A 23,493-nucleotide genomic window follows, 5' to 3' on the forward strand; every position below is an offset into this window, starting at 1 on the left:
ACTTCGCCTCGCCAATGCGTTTCGCATATCAACGAGACGCAGGCGCTGACGTTCCTGTTTGATTAGAAGCAGAGATTGGTCACGGCGTTGCCGCGCTTGTCCTTGATGACATAGGGACAGCGCGCGCGCTCAAGTGCCTTCTTGGCGTCCTCGTCGCCGAGCGCGGCTGCCCGTTCATAATAGGCTTTTGCCGCATCGCCATCCTTCGGCCCGCCGCGGCCGGCCTGCGCGAAGGCGCCCATCCGCTCCAGCGCGCCCGGATGGTTCTGCGCGGCAGCCTTCTCGAACAACGCGCGCGCGCCGGCATCATCCTGCGCACCGCCCTTGCCTTCAGCCAGCATCATGCCGAGCTGGTACTGCGCCTCGGCATTGGTCTCGGCAGACTTGGCGAGCAATTCGCGCGCGCGTGCGGGGTCTGACGCCGTGCTGCCGCCGAGTGCGGCGAGATTGCTGACGCCGCGCGCGTTGCCGGCCTGCGCCGCACGCTCGAACAATTTGCGCGCCTGCGCCTCGTCTTTGGCGACGCCGGTGCCGTTGCCGTAGAGCACGCCGAGCTCGACCATCGCCGATGTCGAGCCCTTGTCGGCGGCCTTGCGCCAGACGCTTGCGGCTTCCGCCGTCTGCCGGTTGGCGGCGTAGGCGCGGCCGAGCTCGTACATCGCGCGGCGCGACGATTTTGCCGCCAATCCGCAATACTTGATCGCGGTCGCGACATCGGCTGACGCGATGTCGCCCACGCCCTTCACGTCGGCCGGCTTGTCGGGATCAGAGGGATCGGCTGCGAGCCGGTCGCACAGCACGAGATCGGCCGATTGCGCACGAGCAAGTACCGGCGCTGCCAGCGCCGCGGCAACAAGAATGGCTTGGAGCGGTTTGAACATGATCAGCAGGTTGCGTCGCGGTGCAGGCAAATTCAAGGCTCGAGTCCGGTCTCGCGCAGCACCGGCGCGACATCGGCCGAGGACAGGTAGCGCAGCAGATGATCGGCCGCCTCCGTGCGCTCCGACGTCGTCATGCGGCCCGCGGAGAACACCGCCGGCGTCTGCAAGCCCAGGGGAATTGGCCCGACGACCTCGATACCGTCGACCTGCTTCAACTCGCTGATCTGCTGGATCGCAAGATCGGCTTCACCGGTGACAAGCCTCTCCGCGGTGAAGCCCATCGGAATGATCACCGCCCGCGCGTTGATCGCCTCCGCAATGCCGAGACGCGCGATCAGCTGCGCGAACAGGATGCCGCTGGCACCGAGCCGCGAATAGGCCACCGCCCGTGCGCCGAGTAGCGCCGAACACAGCGCGACTTCGGTGGCGATGTCGGGATGAACGGCACCCGCCTTCACTGCGACGCCGACATAGGAGCGCGCGAGATCGACCGCACTGTCCCGCGCAACGCGGCCCTCGCCGATCATCTCGGCGAGGCCTTCACGCGTCAGGATCACGAGATCGGCCGCCTCGCTACCGCGCAGGCGTTCGAGCAGCGCCAGGGTCGGCGCGAAATCGGCATCGATCCGAACGCCGCTCGCCGCCAGATAAGCCTCGGCAAGGCGCGCGACCGCGCCCTTCAGTGCCAATGTCGAGAGCACGCGAACCGAACTGCTCATGTCGCTTAGGCCCGCCGCATCAGCTTGAGTGTGGCGGTGAGGCGCAGGCTGCGCTTACCAGCAAGCGCGGTCGCCTCCAGCACGGCGCTCTCCGCGTCGCAGGTGCCTGCAAAGCCGATCCCGACCTCATGGCCACCGAAGATCGGGTTCTCGCCCATCGCCGAGGTGTGTTCCTGATTGAGGATCTGGCCCTTCCAGCGGCCTTTCTCTGACGTGTAGGTGCCGAGATAGTAGAAGAACGCATCGCCGCCGAGGATGCGGCCATTGTTCAGCAGCATCACACCCGTGAGGCTGCCATCGACCCCATCGAGCAGCTGGATGTGGATCGAATAGAGTCCGTTGACGATACCGCCCTCGCCAACCCCGCCGGCGATCGGCACTTCGTCTCCCGTGATCGGCGTCATCACCGACTGGAACGGCACGCCGGGCAATTCCTTCAGCTCGCCCTTGAAGCGGTAGAGATCGCCGTCCGGCCAGCCCTTGGCGAGCAGCGTCGCGTCGTCGGTACCGGCCATCGCGCGGTAGTTCAGGTCGGGGTTGTGGCGGACGGTCTGAATCTCGACCGCGACGTCGTCGCCGTCCTTCTCGTAGGTGCCGATATGGGCGAACGCCGAGTTGCCGCCGAGCATCTTGCCGTCGCCGGCATACATCACGCTGCGGCCGACGGTGCCGCCCAGCTCGAACCGGACCTTGTAAAACCCCTCAAACAAGCGCCGTGTCCCCGGCAGCCAAGATACAAGCGTTGTCTAGCGCGGTTCATAACGCAGCGAAACCGCTTTCGGCGGAGCGCCGCCCGCAAAGACTGTCGTTAAAGTGCAAAGGTCCGCCAAGGCAGTCGCCCTGGCGGACCCTATTGCAATACCGAATGGCTCCATCCGGCTCCGATCGTTACTTAAGCCGCAGCCATTTTAAGCCGCAGCCTTGGCGCCGGTCGGCACTTCGGAGATCGTCTTCAGGATCTGCGAAGCGATCTGGTAGGGGTCGCCTTGGGAGTTCGGGCGGCGGTCCTCCAGATAGCCCTTGTAGCCATTGTTGACGAAGGAGTGCGGCACGCGGATCGAGGCACCACGATCAGCCACGCCGTAGCTGAACTTGTTCCACGGCGCGGTCTCGTGCTTGCCGGTCAGGCGCTTGTCGTTGTCCGGGCCGTAGACCGCGATGTGGTCCATCAGGTTCTTGTCGAAGGCCTTCATCAGGCTTTCGAAATAATCCTTGCCGCCGACTTCGCGCATGTACTTGGTCGAGAAGTTGGCGTGCATCCCCGAGCCGTTCCAGTCGGTGTCGCCGAGCGGCTTGCAGTGGAATTCGATGTCGATGCCGTAGCTCTCGGTGAGACGCAGCATCAGATAGCGGGCCATCCACATCTGGTCAGCGGCGGTCTTGGAGCCCTTGCCGAAGATCTGGAATTCCCACTGGCCCTTCGCCACCTCGGCGTTGATGCCTTCGTGGTTGATGCCGGCGTGCAGGCAGAGATTGAGATGCTCTTCGACGATCTTGCGGGCGACGCTGCCGACGTTCGAATAGCCGACGCCGGTGTAGTACGGACCCTGCGGCGCGGGATAACCGGCCTCCGGGAAGCCGAGCGGACGGCCGTCCTTGTAGAAGAAGTATTCCTGCTCGAACCCGAACCAGGCGCCTTCGTCGTCCAGAATGGTCGCGCGCTTGTTCGAGACATGCGGCGTCTTGCCATCGGGCATCATGACTTCGCACATCACCAGCACGCCGTTCTCGCGCGCACCGTCGGGATAGCAGGCGACCGGCTTCAGCACGCAGTCAGAGCTGTGGCCTTCAGCCTGCTGGGTGGACGAACCGTCAAAGCCCCACAGCGGAAGCTGTTCGAGGGTCGGGAACGACGCGAATTCCTTGATCTGCGTCTTGCCGCGCAGGCTCGGCGTCGGCGTATATCCGTCGAGCCAGATATACTCGAGCTTGTACTTGGTCATTGAACCTCTCTGTTGATGATGCAAAACCGTGAGGAACCGAAAGCCAGTCGGTCGCCGCACGCGTACCCGGCCACCATCGGCCGGCTCTTACTAAGCAATTAAAATGCCAGTCGCTGCACTGCGGCACCCACCCAGTTCACGGATGTCCACAGCGGACATCGCATTTTTAGCTGCGACATAGCAGCGCGGCTGGCATGCGCCGCGGTCAGCCAAATTCTTCTCTCCGCCCCCTCCGCCGCCCGTTTCTGCAGCAAATTCGGCTACGACATCGTCAGCCGATTAATGCGGCGGCAGCGCTGTATGACAGTTCGTGTCCAAGGGTCCGTCGCCCAGCAACCAACTCTTCGGCCCAAGCGTTGGTCAGCGGCATCCTGCCTCGCAGGAGGCAAACCCAGATTTGCACACGAATTAAACAGAGAATGACTATTTCTTGGTCAACTTGCACCGGGGCAGGCCCGGGCCGATATCGAGATCACGGTAACCACACGCGAATGAGTCGGGCGCACCATGGAGGCTCGCTCCGGCCACAGGAGACTTTGACATGATCACCACGGGCCAAAATCAGGGATCGGCAACGATCTATCAATTTCCGGCGGGGGGCCGCGCGGCCCTCGGCGGACGCCGCTACGGCGACATGCGGACGGCGCGCGAGCTTGCTTCAGAGGTCGAGACCTCGGCCTGCAGCGAGAGCTGGTACCATCAGGCCGCCATCGACGACGCCAAGCCGAGCCGCGATCACTGATGTCGATGCAACAGCGAGGCGTGACGCCCAAACGTCAGACAGCATCAGAACAATAGAGAAGGGTCGAAACGCAACGTTTCGGCCCTTTTTTCATGCCAGCTCGTTTCATGCGAGCTCGCAGGCCGTCAGCGGCCGCTTGGCATGCCGGAGCCTGGTCAATCCGGCGCGCGTGATCTCGAGCGTGACGCCGCCGCCTTTATAACGTGCGCCCGTCAGCGACAGCCGCTTCGTCAACGTCACCGCCTTGCCGTCGAGTTGCAGATGCGCGCGGCTATCGCCGTTGAAGAAAGCCGCAATGAATTGCGTGCCGTCGGCACAATGATAATTCCGGAAGGCGGACTGCGCCGGCGCCACCGAGGAACCGAATATCTCCAAAACAAATGCGCCAACCAGAATGGCGCCCCCGCGATAAGTCATATTCTCTCCCCGAGACGACGGTTATAGACCTGTCTGCGCCCTTATTTCTGCGCCAAAGATTGAGCCAAGACCTCAACAGCTGCAACAGGCCCGCCCGATGTCAGACGCCCCTGCCCGTCACCTCAATCTCGCCGGCGCCAGCAATTTTCGCGACCTCGGCGGTTATCAGACGCACGACGGCCGGATCGTGCGCTGGCGTCAGATCTTCCGCTCCAACCATCTGGCGAATCTCACCGAGCGGGACGTTGCCGTGGTGCGCTCGCTCGGGGTCAAGAGTGCGTTCGATTTCCGCGGCGTCGCCGAGCGCGCCGAGGCGCTGTGCAGCATGAGCGACGTGACCGTGCATTCGCTTCCGGTCGAGCCGACAGTGGTGGCTGCGCTGCGCGCGATCGCGGGCAGCCGTCAACTATTGGAAGCCGATGCGATCGACGTGATGCGGGAGTCCTACCGCGGCTATGTGCAGGACAACACGCCGCGCTATCGCACGCTGTTTGCCCATCTGCTCGAGGACCGCGCGCCGCTGGTGATCCACTGCACCGCGGGCAAGGATCGCACCGGCTTTGCCTGTGCGCTGATCCTGCACGCACTCGGCGTGTCCGAGCCGGCGATCGCGGACGACTATCTGTTGACCAATCAGTACTACAAGCGCGATCCGGCCCACAGCACCGAGCTGCCCGACGACGTTAAGCAGGTGCTCGGCACCGTACGCGCGGCATTTCTGGAAGCGGCGTTCGAGGCGATCGATGCCGACTATGGCAGCCTCGACGGCTATTTCCGTGAGGGCCTCGGGCTCGGCGAGGCCGAGCGCAAGGCGCTTGAAGGCCGCTATCTGCAAGCCTGATCAGCCCAGCTGATCAGGCCATTGGCTCAGGCCGCGGCGGCCTCGAGCTCGAGTTCGGCATCGAGGTCGGCAATCACGTCCTCGAATGCCGAGATCGCCTGCTGGATCGCTGCGATCTGCATCAATTCCCAGCTGCCCACCGGTCCGTTACGGTTTTGCAGCGCCACCACGAGATCGCGCCGCTGCTCCTTAAGCTGAACGAGCGGTAAACCGTGGTCCGGAAGATATCCCATCGAAAACCCCTACCTTGGCTGGAGTTCCGCTTCTAAGGGACAGGGTTCTGCAAACGACTTACAGAACTGCCGCAAATTTTACGCAACCACCCCTCCCCCGTAGTCTTACGTAGTCGGACTTCACGCAAGCAGGCCTACGCGATCGCTTCCGGCTTCAACGCGTCATCGATCGCAGCGAACAGCGACTGGGTCACGCAATTGGTCGCCCATTCGCTGGTGTGAAGCTGTCCGCCATCGTCGAGCTCGGCGAGCGGAATCCCGTCATCGGCCCAGCGCTTCATCAGCGCGAAGCGGCTGAACAGATTCACCTTCTTGCTTGCGGTCACCTCCACGATCATCGGCATGATCACATTGGCGAGATCAAGCGCGGCCTGCGTCCCGACGATCGCCTGCGTATATTGGGAATCCATCACGATCACGTCGAGCGGCAGCGCGGCGAGCACGTCGAGCCCGGCCTCCAGCGTGGCACGCACCTCCGCGGGATTGTAGCTCTTGTAGACCGCGTTGGTGCCGACCTGCCAGATCACCAGCACCGGGGCTTCGGCGCTGACGTCGGACTCGATGCGCGAATATTCCTCCGGTGCTTCCTGGCCACCGACCCCGCGATTGATCACATCGATCATCCGGCCGAAAAAGCGTTGCCGCAGCAGCATTTCGAGCCGCGGCGGAAACGGCATGACATTGTCGGCGCCCGCCGTCGACGACGATCCGAGCGCCACCACCTTGACCTTGCGCTGATGCCGCAGCGCTTCGGCGAAGTGCGGCAGCGGATGGCTGAACTTGACGATGTCGAGATGGGTTTCGCAGGGCCTCGGTGTCGGCATCGCAAACATCCTTGGGGTGAATGAACTGATGAATGCGCGCAGTAGGAGACGAATTTGGCGGCATTGCAAATGAATTCCGCCTGATCATAGTGAGCACTCAGCCAGCCCGTGCGTACGGAGACCACCATGAACGGAAAAGCCATCGTCATCACCGGCGCCCTCGGCGCGCTTGGCAAGGTGGTCGCCGAGGAAGCGCTGGCGCGTGGCGCGCGCGTCGCCGGCGTCGATCATGCGGCTTCGCAGCTCGCGGCAACGGCCGACCGTATCGAGCTCGGCGGTGTCGATCTCACCGACACGGCGCAGGCGACCGCCGCAATCGACAAGGCGGCCGCGCATTTCGGCCGGCTCGACGGGCTGATCAACATCGCCGGCGGTTTCACCTTCGAAGCGGTGAGCGACGGCGATCCCGCGACCTGGCAACGCATGTATGCGATGAACGTGATGACCGCCTTCAACACGTCGCGCGCGGCCATTCCGCATCTCATCAAGTCGGGCGCCGGACGCATCATCAATATCGGCGCGCTGGGCGCGTTGCAGGCCGCCTCCGGCATGGGGCCCTATGCCGCGTCGAAGGCCGGCGTGCATCGCCTCACCGAGTCGCTCGCCGCGGAACTCAAGGGCAAGGTCACGGTCAACGCCGTGCTGCCCTCGATCATCGACACCGCAGCCAATCGCGCCGCGATGCCGAAGGCCGATATCTCCAAATGGGTGACGCCGAAGGAACTCGCCGAGGTGATCCTGTTCCTCGCCAGCGATGCAGCGAGCGCCGTCACCGGCGCGCTGCTGCCCGTGAACGGACGGGTTTAGTCGGCAACCAGCAGTCGCAGCTTCGACCTGAAGCGGATGCTCTGCTTGCCGGCGAGCGCCATGCCGTCACCCTCGGCGGTCTGGTCGGTGTAGGTGCCGGTGAAGCCGATGGTGACGACCTTGCGTTCCCACACCGGGCGCTCGCCATAGGTCGGCGAATGCTCCTCATTGGTGACCTCGCCCTTCCATTTGCCGTCGGCCGCGGTGTAGCTGCCATGGGCGAAGAAGAACGAGTCGCCGCCGCGCATCTGGCCATCGCGCAGCACCATGACGCCCTGGTTGCCGCCAGAGACGCCGTCAAGAAATTCGACGGTGATGTGATAGAGCCCGTTCCGGATCATGAAATTGGTCGCGCCTTGCCCGGCTGTACAATAGCCGCTGGAACAGGCTTTGAGCAAATTCCATCCGCATCGGCCGCAGCCTTTCCGGGCTATGCTGCTGCGAATTGAGTCGCGGCCAAAGCGGCCGCCGGAGCCCTCGCCGTTGGAAACCGCGCTTTACCTGCCCGTCAAACGCTTCCTGGAAAAGCTCGGCTTCACGGTCAAGGGCGAGATCGGCGGCTGCGACCTCGTGGCATTGAGCGGCGATGACCCACCGGTCGTCGTGATCGGTGAACTCAAGCTCGCCTTCAATCTCGAACTGATCCTGCAGGCGGTGGACCGTGCGGGCGCCGCCGACGAAGTGTGGATCGCGGCCAAGGTGTCGGCCCGCGGCAAGGGCCGCGAGAGCGACGCGCGCTATCGCAATCTGTGCCGGCGGCTCGGCTTCGGCATGCTTGGCGTCACCGACCGCGGCGACGTCGAGGTGCTGGTGCCGCCGCCGACCGCGGCACCGCGCCGCAATCCGAAGAAGCGCTCGCGCCTGATCACCGAGCACCGCAAGCGCAAGGGCGATCCCGCCATGGGCGGATCGACGCGCGCGCCGATCATGACCGCCTACCGCCAGCAGGCGCTGGCCTGCGCCTGTGCACTCTCGGACGGGCCACGGCGGGTTCGCGACCTGCGCACCGACATTCCGGACGCCGGCAAGATCCTGCTGCATAATGTCTACGGCTGGTTCGATCGTGCCGAGCGCGGTATCTATGTGCTGACCGATGCCGGCCGCGCCGCGCTGAAGCGCTGGCCGCAACAGCCGATGAGTGCATCAGGGGCCGAAGCCGCCCCGTAACAAACTGGGGGAGATCATGATCGTCGTCACCGGCAGCGTCACCGCCCGCCCCGACAGCTTCGACGAAGTGCGACGGCTGAGCCTCGAGCATGTCCATCGCTCGCGCACCGAGCCCGGCTGCATCTCGCACGCGGTCCACGTCGACTGCGAGAATCCGCTCCGGCTGGTGTTTTTCGAGCAATGGGCCGACCGCGGCGCGCTGGCGGCGCATTTCGCAGTCCCTGCGTCACGTGATTTCGTGCGGTCCCTGCAATCGCTTGCCGCAGCAGCGACCACGATCGAACTTTATGACGCTCACAAGATTGAGAGACTCTAGCTGCATGGCTGGATTGCCATCTCACATTCATATTGCAATGCAACATTGGGCACCTTACGTATCTCCCGCGATTCAAGGATGAGGCGGCGATGAGCGGAGACTGGAACACCAAATACGGCACAAGGCGCGTGCGGCACGATCCGCCGACGCTGGAGGAGGCAATCTTCGCCGCCATCGGTATTACCGATGACGTGGAGGCCCAGGCCGAGATCGCGTCGTCCCTGATGGGGCTGCCCTATGAGGAAGTCCTGGCCGAGGTGAAGAAGACCGCGCGCGTCAGCGCCCGTACCGGCACCGCGACCCGCGTGATCGCCGGCGAACAGGGCGCGCAGCGCTCCGTCGTAGTCGAGCGCCGCGTGGTCCGCCGTCTCGCGCCGGCCAAGCGCACCGGCACCTGAGAAACAACATCCGTTAGCTCAAAGAAAAAGGGCAATCCACTGAGCGGATTGCCCTTTTTGTATTTCATCTTAGATCTGAATTCAGGCCGCCCGGCCCCAGCCGGACATCTGCATCACCATGCGCCAATAGGCGCGGTTCATGTCGACGATCGCGCGCGCAGCTTCGACCGGTGTAACCGGGGCGAGTGCGGGCGCCGGTTCAGCCTGGTGCTGCTCGGTCAAGTCGATGCTGCCGGTCGACTCACCGTGACGGAAGGTCAGCTGCGCACCGAACTTGGTGGCGAGTGTACGCATCGCGTCGTTCTGCGCGCCGGTGGTGATACGCAGATTGGTGTAACCCTTGGCATGTGCCTCGGCGATCAGCTTGCGGAACAGCGTGCTGCCGACGCCCTTGCGCCGCACCGACCGCTCCACGCTGAAGGCGATCTCGGGCTGGGCATCCGGTGACTGCTCCGGCGGATGCAGTTCCGCCGCCCCGCGGACCACGCCATCCTCGAAATAAGCGATGATGACCGTCCCGTCGTTGGCGCAGCGCTCGGCATAACGGCGGATGAAGCTGTCGTCGATGAAGCCATGAAAACGATCATGACGGCTGGTACGATCCAGCCGCAGCAAATGATCGCGCAACAGAGGGAGCTCCTCCTGCTGGCTCAACGTCCGCACGGTACCCTTGGCAGCCGTCGGACGGATGGAATCATAGTTCATTTCATAACTCCTCTTGGTAGCCCTCGAGGAGGCGTCGAGTCCCTAGCAGCTCCTATATTGTGCGCTGCACCATATAATTCAAGTGTCTAGATTCATTTAAGTAAACAATGATGTGATCGGTAAATCACATCATTGCCCCATCATAGTACCAATTGCGTCTGGGTGACGACGGCGACCAGCTTGCCGTCTTCGGTCTCAAGCCTGGTCTGCCAGACCTGGGTCCGCCGGCCCCGGTGCACCGGCGTCGCCGTCGCGATCACGGTGGTGCCCTCCTTGGCGCCGCCGATGAAGTTGGTCTTGCTCTCCAGCGTCGTGGTGCCCTTGGCGTCCTCAGGCAGGTTGATCACGGTGGCGGCGGCGCCAACCGAGTCCGCAAAGGCCATCACCGCGCCGCCGTGGATCGTGTTGCGGAGGGTGCAGAGGTCCGGCCGCACCAGCATTTTCGCGACCACGCGATCCTGGCCAGCCTCGGTGAACGTGACGCCCTTCAGTTCCGCAAACGGCATCTTCATCGACTGGATCTTTTCGAGCGGCGTCATGGGCACTCCCTGCTTTGTGGCCGTCTTCGAGGTTTGGTGCCGGTATGATGGATTGCTCGATCGGGCCCGGCAATGACGTCCGAGGTAATGGCGACCATGACGTTATCGCCACCGTGACAATGTGCCGCCCAGCCTGCATACCTCGCCGATGCGCGACTTCCCTCCCCGCCGGATCGTCTGCCTGACCGAAGAGACGGTCGAAACGCTCTATCTGCTCGGAGAACAAGACCGCATCGTCGGCGTCTCAGGCTATGCGGTGCGGCCGCCGCAGGTGCGCCGCGAGAAGCCGCGCGTGTCCGCCTTCATATCCGCCGACATTCCGAAGATTCTGGCGCTCGACCCCGATCTGGTGCTCGCCTTCTCCGATCTGCAGGCCGACATCGTTGCCGATCTCGTCCGTGCCGGCGTCGCCGTCCATGTCTTCAACCAGCGTGACGTCGCCGGCATCCTGGCGATGATCCGCACCCTCGGCGCGATGGTCGACGCCGCCGATCGCGCCGGTGGGCTCGCGCAAAGCCTCGAGCAACGGCTGGCCGCGATTGCAGCCGCGCCGCGCCCGGGGCCGCGGCCAAAAGTCTATTTTGAGGAATGGGACGATCCGCTGATCAGCGGCATCGGGTGGGTCTCCGAACTGATCGAGATCGCGGGCGGCACGGACGCATTGCCGCACTTGCGCGCGCACAAGGCCGCCAAAGATCGCATCGTCACGCCGGATGCCGTGCGCGAGGCGATGCCCGACGTGATCCTGGCCTCCTGGTGCGGCAAGAAGGTCGTGCCAGACCGCATCCGCCAGCGCCCCGGCTGGAGCGACATTCCGGCTGTCCGCAACGACCGCATCGTCGAGATCAAATCGCCGATCATCCTGCAGCCCGGCCCTGCTGCGCTGACCGATGGGCTCGATGCGATCGTCAAGGCGTTGTGGGCGCGGCACCTTTGATTGCTCGCCGCAGTCACTATGAGGCTTCGGGATAACGCTCGTTGCTCACGTCACCGCATTCACGACCTGATATTCTTGCCGGCGCCACACCTCGCCATTGATCACCTCCTCAATGATCCCGGCGGCCTTCAGCACCTCGGCTTCGCCGATATAGAGCGGCGTGATCCCGAACCGCATGATGTCCGGCGCCCGGAAGTCGCCGATCACGCCGCGGGCAATCAGCGCCTGCATGGCGGCATACCCGCCGGCGAAGGCGAAGGAAACCTGCGAGCCGCGCTGCGCATGCGCCCGCGGCGTTACCAGCCTCAGCGACGGACAGCGTCGTGCGATCTCAGCAATCAGCAAGTCGCCGAGCGCGAGTGAGCGCGCGCGGACTTCGCCAATATCGACCCGATCCCAGATGTCGAGCGATGCCTCCAGCGCGGCCATCGCCAGCACCGGCGGTGTGCCGACACGCATGCGCTCGACGCCATCAGCAGGTTGATAGCCGAGGTCGAAAGCGAACGGCTTTGCGTGCCCCATCCAGCCCGACAACGCAGCGCGCGCCTGATCAGCATGCCGGGGCGCGACGTAGAGGAAGGCCGGAGCGCCGGGGCCCGCGTTGAGATATTTGTAGGTGCAGCCGGCTGCGAAATCGACGCCGACGCCGGCAAGATCGACAGGCAGCGCGCCGGCCGAATGCGCGAGATCCCAGACCGTGACGATGCCGAGCGCATGCGCCTTCGCGGTCAGGGTCCGCATGTCGTGGCGACGGCCGGTGCGGTAGTCGACCTCAGTCAAATAGAGCACCGCAATCTCGTCCGACAGCGATGGCTCGACCTCCTCCGGGGCCGTCAGCCGCAATTGATGTCCACGCCCGAGCGTGGCGATCAGCCCTTCCGCCATATAGAGATCGGTCGGGAAATTACCCGTATCGGACAGAACGACCTTGCGCTCCTGGTTCATCTCGAGCGCGGCCGCAAGCGCCTGATAAACTTTGAGCGACAACGTATCGCCGATCATCACCGTGCCTGGAGCGGCGCCGATCAGGCGAGCGAGGCGGTCGCCAACGCGACGCGGCTGCACGTACCAGCCAGCGCTGTTCCAGGCGCGAATGAGTTCATCGCCCCACTCGGCCGTGATGACATGCGCAACGCGTTCGGCAACGGCCGTTGGCAGCGCACCGAGCGAGTTGCCGTCGAGATAGATGACATCAGCGGGCAGATGGAACATTGCCTTGGTGTCGTCGTAGACGCGCAATTGCGATTTCGCTTCGATCATGGCCATTCGCTCAGAGGATGGTACGGACGCGCCACAGTTCAGGAAACAGCTCGACCTCGAGCATCCGCTTCAGATAGCTGACCCCATCGGTGCCGCCAGTGCCGCGCTTGAAGCCGATGACGCGCTCCACCGTCGTCACGTGATTGAAGCGCCATCGACGAAAATAATCTTCGAAGTCGACCAGTTTCTCGGCGAGCTCGTAGAGCGTCCAGTTGGCTTCGGGAGCTTCATAGACGCGGCGCCAGGCTTGCATCACGCCCTCGTCGAAGTGATGGGTGTCGTGGACGTCGCGTGACAGGACGGTCACGGGCATGGTGAGCCCCTTGCGGTCGGCAAACCGGAGCACCTCGTCATAAAGGCTCGGCGTCGCAAGCTCGGTCTTGAGCAAAGCCACCACCTCGGGGGCATGCGCGTGCGGTTTCAACATCGCCTCATTGCGATTGCCGAGCAGATACTCGATCAGCCGGTATTGATACGACTGGAAGCCAGAGGATTGACCCAGCCTCGAACGGAAATGGGTGTACTCGCTGGGCGTCATGGTACGTAGCACATCCCAGGCATTGTTCAGCTGCTCGAAGATGCGGGAGACACGCGCGAGCATCTTCATCGCCGGCGACACATCTTCGCGGGCGATGGCGTGACGGGCGGCACGGAGCTCGTGGATGGCGAGCCGCATCCACAGTTCGGAGGTTTGATGCTGGATGATGAAAAGCATCTCGTCGTGCGCCTCCGAAATCGGATGCTGGGCGCCAAGCAGTGCATCGAGCCGCAGGTAGTCGCCATACGACATTTTCCGGGCGAAATCGGTCTCGGCGCCCTCGACCGCGGGATCGTAGTGGCTGCTGCTCATGACACATCCTCTCGATCGATCCACTGCCTCAAACAAGGCCCAGAAGACGCCTCGTGATGGCAGAGGATGGATCCTTCAGCCCATCGACAACAGTAAAATGGTTATGCCCGGGGTCGACGACGAGGTGCGTGGGCACGTCGAATCCAGTCCAGATGTTGGCCATCAGCTCTGCCTGACGGATAAACTCGGGTCGTTCGCTACCGCCGACCCAGGTGGTAAGCGGCGACTTGCCCCGTGGCAGATGCAAGGCGGCGCTTTCGAGCGCTGCCTCGCCCATGTTCATCCGGAGCGTCTCGTTCATCACGGTCTTCAGGAGCGGTCGCAGGTCGTGCAGACCGCTGATTGACAGCGTCGCCGCGATCCTGTCGTAGACCTCAGGTTCGAGAAGGCCGTCGTCGCACAGCATGCGCGTAACGAGATGGCCGCCTGCGGAATGGCCGGCCAATCGAATAGGCCCCGAGACCTGGGCGGCAGCCGAGGCAATCGCGACCGCAATCTCGGTCGTGATGTCGGAGATGCGCACGGCCGGTGTCAGCGTGTAGCTTGGCAGCGCCACCGTCCAGCCGTGGCTTCGCGCGCCCTCCGCGAGGTCGGTCCATGACGATTTATCGAAGCGCATCCAATAACCGCCATGCACGAAGACGACGAGACCCTTGCTGTCGCCGTCCGGCAAGACCAAGTCGAGACGCTGCCGCTCTTCGGATCCATAAGCGATGTCCGGCCTGAATGATTTGAGTCTGGCGCGATAGGCGGCCGCGCGCTTCGCCCACCGCGCCGGCAGCTCGTCCGAACCCGGCACGTGGGCCGAATTGGCGTAGGCATCATCCCAATCGCGCATCGTGGCTCTCCGAGGATTCGCCGTCGATCGGACGCCACTCTGCCACCGGCGGGGTTGTTCGCCCAGCCCTTATTTGAAGCTTAAAGCATCGGGATCGCTTTTCAGGCAAGTGGTCGATTGGGCCGCGGGTTCCATTCGCCTCTCCCGATTGCGGAGGCCAGCGGCGCGCCGGGCTCTCTCCACTCGGGCAATGTTCCTCGCCCGAGCCCCCCGGCAAACGGAGCGATAGCGCGCCGAGCCCGCAACACAAAAGGCTACGCCTTCTCCACCCCGCACCATTCCGCGATGAACAGCGCCATGGCCTTGGTCGCTTTCCGCAGCGAGTCCAGCTCGACATATTCGTTGAAGCCATGCATCGCCGCGCCGCTGGCGCCGAAGCAAAGGCTCGGGATGTCGTGGTTCAGGCCGTAGAAGCGCGTGTCGGTCAGCGCGGTGAAGGCGCGATCTTCCACTGCGCCGCCATAGACCGCCTGATGCGCCTTGGCGAAGGCGGCCTCCGGCGCCTCGGAATTCACCAGCTCGTAGCCTTCCGACAGGAAGCCCGACCATTCCACCTGCGGCGGATTGTTGGAGAGGAAGCGATGATCGCGCGCCGCCGCCGACACGCAGGCCAGAATCTCCTTCTGGCATTCGGCGATCGACCAGCCCGGCAGCACCGCAATCCGGCAGTCGACGTCGCACCAGGCCGGCACGCTGGAGGCCCAGTCGCCGCCCTTGATGATGCCGGGATTGAAGTTGATCGGATGATTGACGTCCTTGAAATGCTTGTCGGCCTTGGCGCGCTCGTTCCAGGCGATCTCGAGCTTCTCCAGCGCGTGCACCAGATGATACGCCGCCATGATCGCGTTCGAGCCGGCTCCGGCCTCGAACACATGCACCGGGAAGCCGCGCACCTTCAGGCGGAACCAGATCACGCCGACCTGCGAGCGGATCATCTTGCCGTTGGTCGGCTCCGGGATGAAGCAGGCATCGGCGCGATAGCCGCGCTGCAAGGTCGAGAGCGCGCCGACGCCGGTGCTCTCTTCCTCGATCACGGACTGGAAGTGAATCCGCGCTGTCGGCCTCAGCCCGGCCTTCTTGATCGCATCCAGCGCATAGAGAGCGGCGATGGTGCCGGACTTCATGTCGCAGGCGCCGCGGCCGTACATCCTGCCGTCCTTGATGACGGGCGAGAACGGCGGCGTCTCCCACATCTCCACCGGGCCGGTCGGCACCACGTCGCAGTGGCCCTGCAGGATCAGCGATTTGCCGGCGTTGGTGGCCGGACGGTAGGTACCCACCACCGTGCGGGCCTTGGAGAAATCATGCTCGATCGGGCCGAAGCCGCGCAGGTCCTTCAGCTCGTCGAGATTGATGTGCCAGTCGTCGACCTCGTAGCCGCGCTCGCGCAGGAGATCGGCGATCATGTCCTGGCACGGCCCCTCGGCGCCGCGGGTCGAGGGGATCGCGACGAAAGCCTGCGTCGTCGCAAGCTGCGCATCGAATCCTTCGTCAACGGCGCTGAGGATTCGTTGTTGCGTCTCGGCAGTCATGCGGTGGCTCCATCGGGAAAGGCAGAAAGGTGGGAGCCGCAACGTAACCTGATTTCACTCAGCGGGGTATTGCGCAAAATAGGCATCCCGCAATGCATCTTCGAGCAGACGGCCTTCCGAATAGCCATCGAGCGTCGCAGGCCGCGTCACGCCGTCGAGCAGCCGCGGACACGGCTCGGGCGCACCGAGCACGGTGCGCACCGGAATGCGCTCGGCATAGATCGGCAACTCGTAATCCTCATCCTCGTCGGCGACGCCCTTGGCGCGCACCTTCGCCGAGGCCTCCTCGATCTCCATCGCGATGAACGAGGTCGCCTTGATCTCCTGCTTGTTGCTGGCGCGCAGGCCCGCGGTGCGCTCGGGAAAGAAGCGATCGACCATCGCGACGATCGCCCGCTCCTTCTCTGCGGGATCGGTGACGAGATAGGCGGAGCCGAACGCCATCACCGCGCGATAGTCGGCCGAATGGTTGAAGCCGCAGCGCGCCAACACCAGACTGTCGAGATGGGCGACCGTCAGGCAGACGGGCTGGCCCTCGGACTGGTTCTCCAGCATCCGGCTCGCGCTCGAGCCGTGCCAGTAGAGCTTGGTGCCTTCGCGCCAGAAGAAGGTCGGCGTGCAATAGGGCTGGCCGTCGATCACATAGGAGACGTGGCATAGCATCGAGGCGTCCAGGATCTTGTGGACGGTGGCGTGGTCGTAGAAGCCGCGATCGTGGCGGCGCTTGACCCGGTTGCGGGGCGATAGGGGATAGGACGGAGTGGACGCGCCTTCGGTCACGGTGAGCCTCGCGAAATCTGGAATATGTCCAGAGTTGTAGCTGTTCATTTGGTCTGCGATAGTGCCAATTCCATGCGAAAAATTCCGACCAATTCCCGCAGGCCCGCGGCACGCAAGCCGGAGCTGCCGCTCGACCTCACCGGCCCGCATGTGACGGCGGGCGCGGCCTCGCAGCAGCGGCTCTATCAGGCGCTGTGCCACACCATCGTCGGCGGCCTCGTCAAGCCGGGCGAGCCGCTGCCGCCGTCGCGCACACTCGCCAGGCAGACCGGCTTTCGCCGCAACGCCGTCACCACGGCCTATGAGCGGCTGATCGCCGACGGCTTTGCGGTGGCAACCACCGGCTCCGGCACCTTCGTCGCCGCGCGCATTCCGGCGCAGGCCGGCGCGCCGCGGCGTGCCAGGATCGAGATCGAGCCGCCGCAGCACAATGCGCTGTCGCTCGGCTGCACCCATATCGATGAGCGCGCGTTGCAGCGCTTCCGCGCCTTTGCCGGCCGCAGGCTGCGCGCCTTCGGTTCCGAGCACCTGCACTATGGCGATCCCCGCGGCAGCAGCGAGCTGCGCGCCGCGATATCGGACCATCTGCTGTCGGCGCGCGGGCTGCGCTGCGACCCCGACCAGATCATGTTGGCGTCGGGCACGCTGCATGCGCTGCGTATCGTGTTGGGGGCTATCCTCAAGCCGGGCGACCAGGTCTGGTGCGAGGACCCTGGCTATCCGGCTGCGCGGCGCGCGATCGAGCATTGCGGCTATCGCCCGGTGTCGGTGCCGGTCGATGCCTCGGGCATGCGCGTCGACAAGGGCCGCGCGTCCGCGCCGAGCGCGCGCGCCGCCTACGTCACACCATCGCACCAGTTTCCGCTCGGTGTGCAGATGTCGATGCCGCGCCGGCTTGAATTGCTCGACTGGGCCATGGATGCCGGCGCCTTCGTGTTCGAGGACGATTACGACAGCGAGTTCCGCTATGACGGCGCGCCGCTGTTGTCGCTCGCGGGCATCGATCATTTGCGGCGTGTGATCTACATGGGCACGTTTGCAAAGACGCTGTTTCCGGGATTGCGGATCGGTTACTGCGCCCTGCCCGAGGCCTTGATCGGTCCGGTGACGGCAGCGCGCGCCGCGCTCGATCGCTTCCCCGGCACGCTGATGGAAGGCGCGGTCGCCGACATGCTGAACTCCGGCGCCTTCGCCGCCAATCTGCGCAAGGCGCGCAAGCTTTATCGCGAGGCGCGCGACGTGTTGGCGTCGACGCTTCAGAATGCATCCGAAGGCGAGCTCACAGTCCCCGTGCCGTCGCAGGGCCTGCACCTCGTGGCGCGGCTCGATCCTTCGACCGATCCGCTTGTGGCCGCGCAGGCCAAGGCGGCCGCCGGCGTCGGCGGCTGGCTGCTCGCCGAGACCTATCATCGCGCGCGTCCACTGCCTGGCTTCGTGCTGGGATTTTCCGGTCATCCGGTTCCGCAACTCGTCGCGTCGGCGGAACAGCTGGCGAAGACAACGCTGACTGCGCTGCGCGCGACGCGCAAGATATCTGTCAAGCCAGCCGCCAGGCTGCCACGCTCTAGGAGAATCGCAGCCGCCTGACTAAGGTCGCCCCCGTTCAGTCAGTGTCCGCTTACGGAGATACCGGATGCCCAATCGGAACGTCCTGTATCTCGTGATCGGCGCGCTGGTCGTGATCGCAGGCATGCTCGGCTACAATCTTTATCAGGCGAAGAAGCAGCCCGAAGGCCTGCAGATCAATGTCGGCCCGGATGGGGTCAAGATCCAGAACAAGTGAAGGAGGCCGCGATGCCGCGCATCGGATTGGTCGCGCTGGTCAGCGCCGCAGCACTTGGCGCGATGGCTCACTCCGCCGTCGCGGAGCAATCCTACATGCGCGAGGGCGACATCGTCGACCTCCGGGTCGGTCAGCGCGTCCTCGTCGATGACGGCTCGTGCCCGGCCGGGCAGATCAAGCAGGTCATCGGCGCCAAGCTGAGCCAGAACGGCGTGGTGCGGACCCTCAGCTGCGTGCCGCGCCTCGCCAAAAAATAACGCCCCGCTTCCGCGAGGCGCGCCTGCATCGTCATTGCATCAACACGCCGCTCAGTTCGAGATCGGCTCGAACATGCATTGCAGCGTCGGCTTGGCGATCTTGGTGAAGGTCGGGCCGATCTCGCTTTGCTTGGACGACGGCACCCAATCGGTCTCGATCGTCGGCACACCGGTCTCGCTGATGCCGCGCAGCAGCGCCTGGCGGAGATCTGGATCATCCACCGTCGCAGCGGCATGATCATGCAGGCAGCCGCACACGGCCTCGGGATGCGCCCAGCGGCCGAGCATATGCGGCGCGCATTGGCGGACGAATTCGTCGCGCGGTTCAGGCGCCCGGTACAGCGACCGGATCTGCATCGACTCGAGCGGGAGTTGGGATTGGGCTTGCGCGGAACCCGCCAGAACAAGCGATGCCAACATCGCGGCGGAACAGATACGGAGCAACATGGGGAGCCTTTACCGGCAGTTCTGTTTGTCGCGTCGCGCTCAGTTGGCCTGCGCCATCACCATCGGGGCCGAGGTGACGACCGGCGAGCCGTTATAGGAGAAGGTGCCGATGCCGGGCAAACCGCTGTCCGGGGTGCCAGCCATCGACGAATCGGACATCACGAAGGCGAAGGCGAGGATCAGGCTCATGGTCCGCATTTGTCTGTCTCCGTCATTCCGACTTGGCGCCCGGCGCCGTTGTGTTGACGGCTTGATAACGATCTGCCGTTTCCGGAGTTCTGCGGAACAAGCTGAAAATGGTTTCGTCGGCACGAGACTTGTTTCGTCGACGAGCGGTCCACGAAACATTGGCCGAAAAATGCCAATGTTTTCAGTAGCCGCTGAGCGGCAGGCAGCCTGCTCAAGATTTCGAGCGTTCAACCTGGCCTGGCTGTGGATGGCTCGATTATGCGTGCAAATTGAGCGCCCTACCGCGCTTTCTTAACTTTCCTCTGCTGAGACAGGATGCAGCGCAGCAAGGGCTGCATGAACCGGGCGACGGTTCGGCCGACTTATCTGGGCGCCGTGCAACCATCTCCGCGGTCGCACGTTGTGGTGATTCCCGATCACAACGGTTGTTGTGATCCGATCCAACGAAGGATGTCGGTCGTGGGCAATGGCAACATGGGTGTTGGCAACGAATCCGCGGCGAGCAAATCCGGCCAGCAGCAACAGATGACGGCCGCGATGCCGCAGCAGGGCGCTTATGTGATGGGCGACAACGAGTGCGCGCCGCAGAAGCTGGTCCGCCTCGTCGGCTGCCGCGACTCGAAGGTCCGTCCCGGCCTCAGCCTCAGTACGAAGCAGTTCGGGCAAACCAACCGCTAGCTCGTCCGCCGCTTCAGCCGAACCGGCCAAGCCCCTGCTCCGGCTATTGAATGAACTCGCCGCACTTCTGCACGGCGGTGGCGTCGGCTGCGCCCCAAGGCATGATCGGCACCGACGACGTCGAGTTCTTCGGCGAGCCTTCGATCAACCGGTCCGAATAGACCATGTAGACCAGCACATTGCGCTTGGCGTCGCAGCCGCGCACGATCTGCATCTTCTTGAAGAACAGCGACCGGCGCTGCCGGAACATGTCGTCGCCCTGGCCGAGCTTGTTCTTGAAACGAATAGGCCCGATCTGCCGGCAGGCCAGCGAGATGTCGGAGACTTCCTCGGCGAGGCCAAGCCAGCCCTTGAAGCCGCCCTTCTCCGGCACCGTGAAGTGACAGGCCACGCCCTCGACCTCGGGGTCGTCGACGCCATAGGTCGCGAGCTTGTCGTTGGGGCTCACCCATTTGAACACGGTCGAGCGGCGAAAAATCAGGTCCGGCTCATCCGCTGCGGCCGCGGGAGGTGCCTGTCCCAAGGTCAACACCAGGCTCAGCACCGTCAGCAGCGCCGCGCATCCCCATCGAGACAACAACCGCACGTCACACAAGCTCACAGTTCTCGATGTCATTGAGGTCTCCGCGGGATGGTTCCCGCCTATGTAGTGCGCAAACGCCGCACAGGAAGGCGCTGACAGTTCGGTGATCAGACCGCGCGCTTTAACCTCTTGTGAGGCTTTTTTGTTACTGTTTCGTCGAAACTTAGCCCCTCACGGAAGGGTTAGATCGCTTGCGCTGGTGAACGCGTTCGGCGTCTGCGACAACCAATGGATAGTTTGGACTGGGATTCGGAATATGCGCGCAAGCGGACGTCGGATTTCGATTTTTGATTCTGCGAATGGGCGGTTCTGGCAGTTTGCAATTCTGACGGCGGCCGGCACCCTCGCCGCCTCCTCACAGGCCGATGCAGCGCTGTTCTACTGGAATCGCGACTCTGCCTATTACGGCGGCGATTACGAGCCGCTGCCACAGCCGCACCGGCAAAAGCTGAAGGGCAATGCCGCCAAGAAGAAGCCGGCGATTGAGAAAGAAGCCGGCAGCAAGCCGCAGGGTCCCCTGATCATCTCGGTCTCGATCGACCAGCAGCGGGTCAGCGTCTACGACGCCAACGGCCTCTACGCCGAGAGCCCGGTGTCGACGGGCATGAAGGGTCACTCGACCCCGATGGGCGTCTTCAGCGTCATCCAGAAGCAGAAGTACCACCAGTCCAACATCTATAGCGGCGCCCCGATGCCGTACATGCAGCGCATCACCTGGTCGGGCATCGCGATGCACGCCGGTGTGCTGCCCGGCTATCCGGCGTCCCATGGCTGCATCCGGATGCCGATGTCGTTTGCGGTCAAGATGTACAACTGGACGCGGATGGGCGCCCGCGTGTTCGTCACGCCGGGCACGATCTCTCCGGAGAATTTCTGGCATCCGTTGCTGGTGACGCAGAAGGTCGCACCGCCGCAGCCGGTTGCCGACGATGTTCTGAAGATGGATGCGCCGCTCGGCGTGAAGACCGACAAGGGCGCCGACAAGCCGCAGACCGGCCTCGATCTGCGCAGCAGCGTCGGCCATGCGGCCTCGCTGCGTGACAACACCCACACCGCCGATGCCAGCGGCGCGATGCCGGCGGCGAGCGCGTCGGCGACGATGTCCGATGCGTCCACCGCCGCCGCACGCGACGCCATCGCGGAGAAGCTTGCGGCCGACAGGCCCGAGCTGACCAAGCCCGAGACCACCGCCGCTGACACGGCCGAGACCAATTCCGCCGCCGGCAACGGCAGCCTCGCCACCGACGACAAGACGGTCGGCGAATCCACCGGCAGCACCGACACGCCGAAGGCCGAGGTCTCCGCGAACGACCCGGTGAAGGCCGAAGCCAAAGCCGACGAGCCGAAGGCGGACGCCGCCACGCCCGGCGTTGCCGATGCGGCCAAGACCGATCAATCGAAGGGCGATGCACCCAAGGCTGATGCACTCAAGGCTGACGCGGCAAGCAAGGACACGGCCAAGGCTACGGATGCGGTCAAGACCGCTGACAAGCCCGCCGAGGCAGCTACCGCCGATGCGCCCGATGCCACGAAGGATGTAGCCAAGGATCCGGCCCGGCTGCCCGGCGTCGCCAGGATCGACGCGCCGAAGCGCGCCGGCCAGATCGCGGTGTTCATCAGCCGCAAGGATTCCAAGCTCTATGTGCGGCAGAACTTTACGCCGCTGTTCGAGGTACCGGTGACGATCGCGGAAAGCGACCGGCCGCTCGGCACCCACGTGTTCACGGCGGAAGCCGACAAGACCGATACGAACCTGCTGCGCTGGTCGGTGGTGACACTGCCGACCCGCAACGCCGCGCGCATCGACGTCGAGGAGCGTGCCTCGCATCGCCGCAAGGTGGCGGCCGCATCGCCGGTCGAAGCCAAGCCGCAGCCGGCAATCAACACCCCGGCCGAGGCACTCGACCGCATCTCGATTCCGGCCGATGCAATGGCGCGGGTCAACGAAGCGCTCAGCACCGGCGGTTCGATCATCGTGTCTGACCTCGGCGTCAACCAGGGCGAGACCGGCGAAGGCACCGACTTCATCCTGCCGCTACGCTGACTGCAAGCCATAACGCCTTCTTGAAGGCCCGCGCTTGCCCTGCTGGACTATAGTCGCCGGAACATCTGTTCCGGGGACGAGACCATGATGGACCGCAGGACACTGATCGTGGCGGCATTCGCCGCGGCCGCAGGATCCCGTGCATGCCGAGCAGCCCGCGATGAGCCGGATCACGGCTTACGCCTTCTCATTCCCGGCACTCAGCGGCGGCGACATTCGCCTTGCCGACTACGCCGGCCATCCCCTGATGATCGTGAACACGGCATCGCTCTGTGGCTTCACGCCGCAATATGCCGGCTTGCAGCAATTGTGGACCGAATTCCGCGAGCGCGGCTTCGTCATCATCGGCGTCCCCTCCAACGATTTCGGCGGCCAGGAACCCGGCGGCCCGACCGAGATCGCCGAGACCGCGCAGCATCAGTACGGCGTCACCTTCCCGATCGCTGCGAAAGCGGTGGTCAAGGGCGCAAACGCGCATCCGTTTTACCGCTGGGCCGCCGAGGCGCGGCCGAAGGACGTGCCGCGCTGGAATTTCCACAAATACCTGATCGGCCGCGACGGCTACATTGCCGATGTCTTCCCTGAGTCGGTCACGCCCGACGATACCCGCATCAAGACCGGGATCGCACGGGCATTGGCGGCCGCCTGACAAGCGGCGATAATCCCCGGAATTAACTGATCCCACGAGGATTTTGGGCACAGGCCCGCCACGTTCATTGCCTTGGCGTCGCGACTGCGACTAAGGTACAATGGGTTGGGGGCGAAAGCGGCCCGGTCGCGGCG

30 protein-coding genes and 1 pseudogene are annotated in these 23,493 nt (G+C 64.2%); 13 read left to right on the forward strand and 18 right to left on the reverse strand.

Annotated elements, in window-relative coordinates; genetic code table 11:
• Positions 1–62 precede the first annotated feature (62 nt).
• From FNJ47_RS04650 to FNJ47_RS04665, 4 genes are all read right to left on the reverse strand, one after another.
• Positions 63–881 (reverse strand): tetratricopeptide repeat protein, encoded by an 819-nt coding sequence (locus tag FNJ47_RS04650; RefSeq protein WP_163151195.1) that lies wholly within the window; start codon positions 879–881, stop codon positions 63–65.
• Between the two features lie 32 nt (positions 882–913).
• Positions 914–1,600, reverse strand: a complete 687-nt coding sequence (locus FNJ47_RS04655; RefSeq protein WP_163151096.1) for a substrate-binding domain-containing protein — start codon at positions 1,598–1,600, stop codon at positions 914–916.
• A gap of 5 nt (positions 1,601–1,605) precedes the next feature.
• Entirely contained in the window at positions 1,606–2,310 is a 705-nt protein-coding gene (locus FNJ47_RS04660) for a hypothetical protein (protein ID WP_163151098.1), read from the reverse strand.
• A gap of 198 nt (positions 2,311–2,508) precedes the next feature.
• A complete protein-coding gene (locus FNJ47_RS04665; protein WP_163151100.1) occupies positions 2,509–3,543 on the reverse strand; it encodes a glutamine synthetase beta-grasp domain-containing protein in 1,035 nt (344 codons plus the stop codon).
• Between the two features lie 541 nt (positions 3,544–4,084).
• Here FNJ47_RS04665 and FNJ47_RS04670 point away from each other — a divergent pair.
• Complete coding sequence (locus FNJ47_RS04670; RefSeq protein WP_163151102.1) at positions 4,085–4,285, forward strand: DUF2735 domain-containing protein; 201 nt, start codon at positions 4,085–4,087, stop codon at positions 4,283–4,285.
• A 105-nt stretch (positions 4,286–4,390) separates the two neighbouring features.
• Here the strand turns inward: FNJ47_RS04670 and FNJ47_RS04675 are convergent, their stop codons facing one another.
• On the reverse strand, positions 4,391–4,702 hold the full coding sequence (locus tag FNJ47_RS04675; protein ID WP_163151104.1) for an MliC family protein: 312 nt from the start codon (positions 4,700–4,702) through the stop codon (positions 4,391–4,393).
• Between the two features lie 97 nt (positions 4,703–4,799).
• On the opposite strand from FNJ47_RS04675, the gene FNJ47_RS04680 reads away from it, so the two are divergent.
• On the forward strand, positions 4,800–5,543 hold the full coding sequence (locus tag FNJ47_RS04680) for a tyrosine-protein phosphatase (protein WP_163151106.1): 744 nt from the start codon (positions 4,800–4,802) through the stop codon (positions 5,541–5,543).
• A 26-nt stretch (positions 5,544–5,569) separates the two neighbouring features.
• Here FNJ47_RS04680 and FNJ47_RS04685 read toward each other — a convergent pair whose 3' ends face one another.
• Positions 5,570–5,776 carry a hypothetical protein gene (locus FNJ47_RS04685; RefSeq protein ID WP_163151108.1) on the reverse strand — a complete coding sequence of 69 codons (207 nt, stop codon included), beginning with the start codon at positions 5,774–5,776 and terminating at the stop codon, positions 5,570–5,572.
• Between the two features lie 134 nt (positions 5,777–5,910).
• The gene (locus FNJ47_RS04690; RefSeq protein WP_163151110.1) at positions 5,911–6,600 is read right to left on the reverse strand and encodes an SGNH/GDSL hydrolase family protein; all 690 of its coding nucleotides are present in this window, start codon (positions 6,598–6,600) and stop codon (positions 5,911–5,913) included.
• A gap of 126 nt (positions 6,601–6,726) precedes the next feature.
• On the opposite strand from FNJ47_RS04690, the gene fabG reads away from it, so the two are divergent.
• Positions 6,727–7,407: a 3-oxoacyl-ACP reductase FabG gene (gene fabG / locus FNJ47_RS04695; RefSeq protein ID WP_163151112.1), complete on the forward strand. Its 681-nt coding sequence runs from the start codon at positions 6,727–6,729 to the stop codon at positions 7,405–7,407.
• Here fabG and FNJ47_RS04700 read toward each other — a convergent pair.
• On the reverse strand, positions 7,404–7,748 hold the full coding sequence (locus FNJ47_RS04700) for a GrlR family regulatory protein (protein ID WP_050401415.1): 345 nt from the start codon (positions 7,746–7,748) through the stop codon (positions 7,404–7,406). The genes fabG and FNJ47_RS04700 overlap by 4 nt on opposite strands.
• A gap of 142 nt (positions 7,749–7,890) precedes the next feature.
• Between FNJ47_RS04700 and FNJ47_RS04705 the strand changes: the two genes are divergently transcribed.
• The 3 genes from FNJ47_RS04705 (at position 7,891) to FNJ47_RS04715 (ending at position 9,288) form a co-directional block, all read left to right on the forward strand.
• Complete coding sequence (locus FNJ47_RS04705) at positions 7,891–8,574, forward strand: DUF2161 domain-containing phosphodiesterase (RefSeq protein WP_163151114.1); 684 nt, start codon at positions 7,891–7,893, stop codon at positions 8,572–8,574.
• A gap of 16 nt (positions 8,575–8,590) precedes the next feature.
• Positions 8,591–8,890, forward strand: coding sequence for a putative quinol monooxygenase (locus tag FNJ47_RS04710; protein WP_163151116.1), 300 nt, complete (start codon positions 8,591–8,593; stop codon positions 8,888–8,890).
• Positions 8,891–8,979: 89 nt separating this feature from the next.
• The gene (locus FNJ47_RS04715) at positions 8,980–9,288 is read left to right on the forward strand and encodes a hypothetical protein (RefSeq protein WP_050401418.1); all 309 of its coding nucleotides are present in this window, start codon (positions 8,980–8,982) and stop codon (positions 9,286–9,288) included.
• Positions 9,289–9,369: 81 nt separating this feature from the next.
• Here FNJ47_RS04715 and FNJ47_RS04720 read toward each other — a convergent pair whose 3' ends face one another.
• Both FNJ47_RS04720 and FNJ47_RS04725 read right to left on the reverse strand, forming a co-directional pair.
• Positions 9,370–9,993 carry a GNAT family N-acetyltransferase gene (locus FNJ47_RS04720; protein WP_163151118.1) on the reverse strand — a complete coding sequence of 208 codons (624 nt, stop codon included), beginning with the start codon at positions 9,991–9,993 and terminating at the stop codon, positions 9,370–9,372.
• Between the two features lie 140 nt (positions 9,994–10,133).
• The gene (locus FNJ47_RS04725; protein WP_092113549.1) at positions 10,134–10,532 is read right to left on the reverse strand and encodes a PaaI family thioesterase; all 399 of its coding nucleotides are present in this window, start codon (positions 10,530–10,532) and stop codon (positions 10,134–10,136) included.
• Between the two features lie 148 nt (positions 10,533–10,680).
• Between FNJ47_RS04725 and FNJ47_RS04730 the strand changes: the two genes are divergently transcribed.
• Entirely contained in the window at positions 10,681–11,469 is a 789-nt protein-coding gene (locus tag FNJ47_RS04730) for a cobalamin-binding protein (protein ID WP_163151120.1), read from the forward strand.
• Positions 11,470–11,514: 45 nt separating this feature from the next.
• Here the strand turns inward: FNJ47_RS04730 and kynU are convergent, their stop codons facing one another.
• The 5 genes from kynU to FNJ47_RS04755 form a co-directional block, all read right to left on the reverse strand.
• Positions 11,515–12,729: a kynureninase gene (gene kynU, locus FNJ47_RS04735; protein WP_163151122.1), complete on the reverse strand. Its 1,215-nt coding sequence runs from the start codon at positions 12,727–12,729 to the stop codon at positions 11,515–11,517.
• A gap of 10 nt (positions 12,730–12,739) precedes the next feature.
• Positions 12,740–13,579, reverse strand: coding sequence for a tryptophan 2,3-dioxygenase (kynA, locus tag FNJ47_RS04740; protein ID WP_163151124.1), 840 nt, complete (start codon positions 13,577–13,579; stop codon positions 12,740–12,742).
• Positions 13,580–13,607: 28 nt separating this feature from the next.
• Entirely contained in the window at positions 13,608–14,417 is an 810-nt protein-coding gene (locus FNJ47_RS04745) for an alpha/beta hydrolase (protein WP_163151126.1), read from the reverse strand.
• A 254-nt stretch (positions 14,418–14,671) separates the two neighbouring features.
• Entirely contained in the window at positions 14,672–15,949 is a 1,278-nt protein-coding gene (locus FNJ47_RS04750; protein WP_163151128.1) for an ArgE/DapE family deacylase, read from the reverse strand.
• A 54-nt stretch (positions 15,950–16,003) separates the two neighbouring features.
• Entirely contained in the window at positions 16,004–16,777 is a 774-nt protein-coding gene (locus FNJ47_RS04755; RefSeq protein WP_165445529.1) for a pyridoxamine 5'-phosphate oxidase family protein, read from the reverse strand.
• A 24-nt stretch (positions 16,778–16,801) separates the two neighbouring features.
• On the opposite strand from FNJ47_RS04755, the gene pdxR reads away from it, so the two are divergent.
• The 3 genes from pdxR to FNJ47_RS04765 are packed head-to-tail and all read left to right on the forward strand — an operon-like array spanning position 16,802 to position 18,769.
• A complete protein-coding gene (pdxR, locus tag FNJ47_RS04760) occupies positions 16,802–18,316 on the forward strand; it encodes a MocR-like pyridoxine biosynthesis transcription factor PdxR (protein WP_163151130.1) in 1,515 nt (504 codons plus the stop codon).
• A gap of 46 nt (positions 18,317–18,362) precedes the next feature.
• Positions 18,363–18,512, forward strand: coding sequence for a hypothetical protein (locus FNJ47_RS49785; protein WP_165445530.1), 150 nt, complete (start codon positions 18,363–18,365; stop codon positions 18,510–18,512).
• An 11-nt stretch (positions 18,513–18,523) separates the two neighbouring features.
• A complete protein-coding gene (locus tag FNJ47_RS04765; RefSeq protein WP_165445531.1) occupies positions 18,524–18,769 on the forward strand; it encodes a DUF6719 family protein in 246 nt (81 codons plus the stop codon).
• Between the two features lie 51 nt (positions 18,770–18,820).
• Here the strand turns inward: FNJ47_RS04765 and FNJ47_RS04770 are convergent, their stop codons facing one another.
• Both FNJ47_RS04770 and FNJ47_RS49790 read right to left on the reverse strand, forming a co-directional pair.
• The gene (locus tag FNJ47_RS04770) at positions 18,821–19,216 is read right to left on the reverse strand and encodes a hypothetical protein (protein WP_163151134.1); all 396 of its coding nucleotides are present in this window, start codon (positions 19,214–19,216) and stop codon (positions 18,821–18,823) included.
• A 39-nt stretch (positions 19,217–19,255) separates the two neighbouring features.
• On the reverse strand, positions 19,256–19,414 hold the full coding sequence (locus tag FNJ47_RS49790; RefSeq protein WP_165445532.1) for a hypothetical protein: 159 nt from the start codon (positions 19,412–19,414) through the stop codon (positions 19,256–19,258).
• A 306-nt stretch (positions 19,415–19,720) separates the two neighbouring features.
• Here FNJ47_RS49790 and FNJ47_RS51025 point away from each other — a divergent pair, with 306 nt between their 5' ends.
• A complete protein-coding gene (locus FNJ47_RS51025) occupies positions 19,721–20,083 on the forward strand; it encodes a hypothetical protein (protein WP_235999453.1) in 363 nt (120 codons plus the stop codon).
• A gap of 43 nt (positions 20,084–20,126) precedes the next feature.
• Here the strand turns inward: FNJ47_RS51025 and FNJ47_RS04780 are convergent, their stop codons facing one another.
• Complete coding sequence (locus tag FNJ47_RS04780) at positions 20,127–20,699, reverse strand: CreA family protein (protein WP_235999454.1); 573 nt, start codon at positions 20,697–20,699, stop codon at positions 20,127–20,129.
• A 223-nt stretch (positions 20,700–20,922) separates the two neighbouring features.
• On the opposite strand from FNJ47_RS04780, the gene FNJ47_RS04785 reads away from it, so the two are divergent.
• Positions 20,923–22,710: a L,D-transpeptidase gene (locus FNJ47_RS04785; RefSeq protein WP_163151136.1), complete on the forward strand. Its 1,788-nt coding sequence runs from the start codon at positions 20,923–20,925 to the stop codon at positions 22,708–22,710.
• Positions 22,711–22,794: 84 nt separating this feature from the next.
• Positions 22,795–23,359: pseudogene (locus tag FNJ47_RS04790) on the forward strand (glutathione peroxidase).
• Positions 23,360–23,493: the final 134 nt, after the last annotated feature.

It is taken from the genome of Bradyrhizobium uaiense (genome assembly GCF_010811875.1).
Lineage (GTDB): Bacteria > Pseudomonadota > Alphaproteobacteria > Rhizobiales > Xanthobacteraceae > Bradyrhizobium > Bradyrhizobium uaiense.

Bases quoted from the DNA above. Each gene is read 5' to 3' on its own strand.
- FNJ47_RS04765 (WP_165445531.1), top strand. From the start codon at position 18,524: ATGCCGCGCATCGGATTGGTCGCGCTGGTCAGCGCCGCAGCACTTGGC.
- fabG (WP_163151112.1), top strand. From the start codon at position 6,727: ATGAACGGAAAAGCCATCGTCATCACCGGCGCCCTCGGCGCGCTTGGC.
- FNJ47_RS04675 (WP_163151104.1), bottom strand. From the start codon at position 4,702: ATGACTTATCGCGGGGGCGCCATTCTGGTTGGCGCATTTGTTTTGGAG.
- FNJ47_RS04700 (WP_050401415.1), bottom strand. From the start codon at position 7,748: ATGATCCGGAACGGGCTCTATCACATCACCGTCGAATTTCTTGACGGC.
- pdxR (WP_163151130.1), top strand. From the start codon at position 16,802: ATGCGAAAAATTCCGACCAATTCCCGCAGGCCCGCGGCACGCAAGCCG.
- FNJ47_RS04670 (WP_163151102.1), top strand. From the start codon at position 4,085: ATGATCACCACGGGCCAAAATCAGGGATCGGCAACGATCTATCAATTT.
- FNJ47_RS04680 (WP_163151106.1), top strand. From the start codon at position 4,800: ATGTCAGACGCCCCTGCCCGTCACCTCAATCTCGCCGGCGCCAGCAAT.
- FNJ47_RS04770 (WP_163151134.1), bottom strand. From the start codon at position 19,216: ATGTTGCTCCGTATCTGTTCCGCCGCGATGTTGGCATCGCTTGTTCTG.
- FNJ47_RS04755 (WP_165445529.1), bottom strand. From the start codon at position 16,777: ATGAACAGCTACAACTCTGGACATATTCCAGATTTCGCGAGGCTCACC.
- FNJ47_RS04780 (WP_235999454.1), bottom strand. From the start codon at position 20,699: ATGACATCGAGAACTGTGAGCTTGTGTGACGTGCGGTTGTTGTCTCGA.
- FNJ47_RS04685 (WP_163151108.1), bottom strand. From the start codon at position 5,776: ATGGGATATCTTCCGGACCACGGTTTACCGCTCGTTCAGCTTAAGGAG.
- FNJ47_RS51025 (WP_235999453.1), top strand. From the start codon at position 19,721: ATGCAGCGCAGCAAGGGCTGCATGAACCGGGCGACGGTTCGGCCGACT.
- FNJ47_RS04710 (WP_163151116.1), top strand. From the start codon at position 8,591: ATGATCGTCGTCACCGGCAGCGTCACCGCCCGCCCCGACAGCTTCGAC.
- FNJ47_RS49785 (WP_165445530.1), top strand. From the start codon at position 18,363: ATGCCCAATCGGAACGTCCTGTATCTCGTGATCGGCGCGCTGGTCGTG.
- kynU (WP_163151122.1), bottom strand. From the start codon at position 12,729: ATGATCGAAGCGAAATCGCAATTGCGCGTCTACGACGACACCAAGGCA.
- FNJ47_RS04715 (WP_050401418.1), top strand. From the start codon at position 8,980: ATGAGCGGAGACTGGAACACCAAATACGGCACAAGGCGCGTGCGGCAC.
- FNJ47_RS04785 (WP_163151136.1), top strand. From the start codon at position 20,923: ATGCGCGCAAGCGGACGTCGGATTTCGATTTTTGATTCTGCGAATGGG.
- FNJ47_RS04650 (WP_163151195.1), bottom strand. From the start codon at position 881: ATGTTCAAACCGCTCCAAGCCATTCTTGTTGCCGCGGCGCTGGCAGCG.
- FNJ47_RS04745 (WP_163151126.1), bottom strand. From the start codon at position 14,417: ATGCGCGATTGGGATGATGCCTACGCCAATTCGGCCCACGTGCCGGGT.
- FNJ47_RS04665 (WP_163151100.1), bottom strand. From the start codon at position 3,543: ATGACCAAGTACAAGCTCGAGTATATCTGGCTCGACGGATATACGCCG.
- FNJ47_RS04720 (WP_163151118.1), bottom strand. From the start codon at position 9,993: ATGAACTATGATTCCATCCGTCCGACGGCTGCCAAGGGTACCGTGCGG.
- FNJ47_RS49790 (WP_165445532.1), bottom strand. From the start codon at position 19,414: ATGCGGACCATGAGCCTGATCCTCGCCTTCGCCTTCGTGATGTCCGAT.
- FNJ47_RS04655 (WP_163151096.1), bottom strand. From the start codon at position 1,600: ATGAGCAGTTCGGTTCGCGTGCTCTCGACATTGGCACTGAAGGGCGCG.
- FNJ47_RS04690 (WP_163151110.1), bottom strand. From the start codon at position 6,600: ATGCCGACACCGAGGCCCTGCGAAACCCATCTCGACATCGTCAAGTTC.
- FNJ47_RS04725 (WP_092113549.1), bottom strand. From the start codon at position 10,532: ATGACGCCGCTCGAAAAGATCCAGTCGATGAAGATGCCGTTTGCGGAA.
- kynA (WP_163151124.1), bottom strand. From the start codon at position 13,579: ATGAGCAGCAGCCACTACGATCCCGCGGTCGAGGGCGCCGAGACCGAT.
- FNJ47_RS04730 (WP_163151120.1), top strand. From the start codon at position 10,681: ATGCGCGACTTCCCTCCCCGCCGGATCGTCTGCCTGACCGAAGAGACG.
- FNJ47_RS04750 (WP_163151128.1), bottom strand. From the start codon at position 15,949: ATGACTGCCGAGACGCAACAACGAATCCTCAGCGCCGTTGACGAAGGA.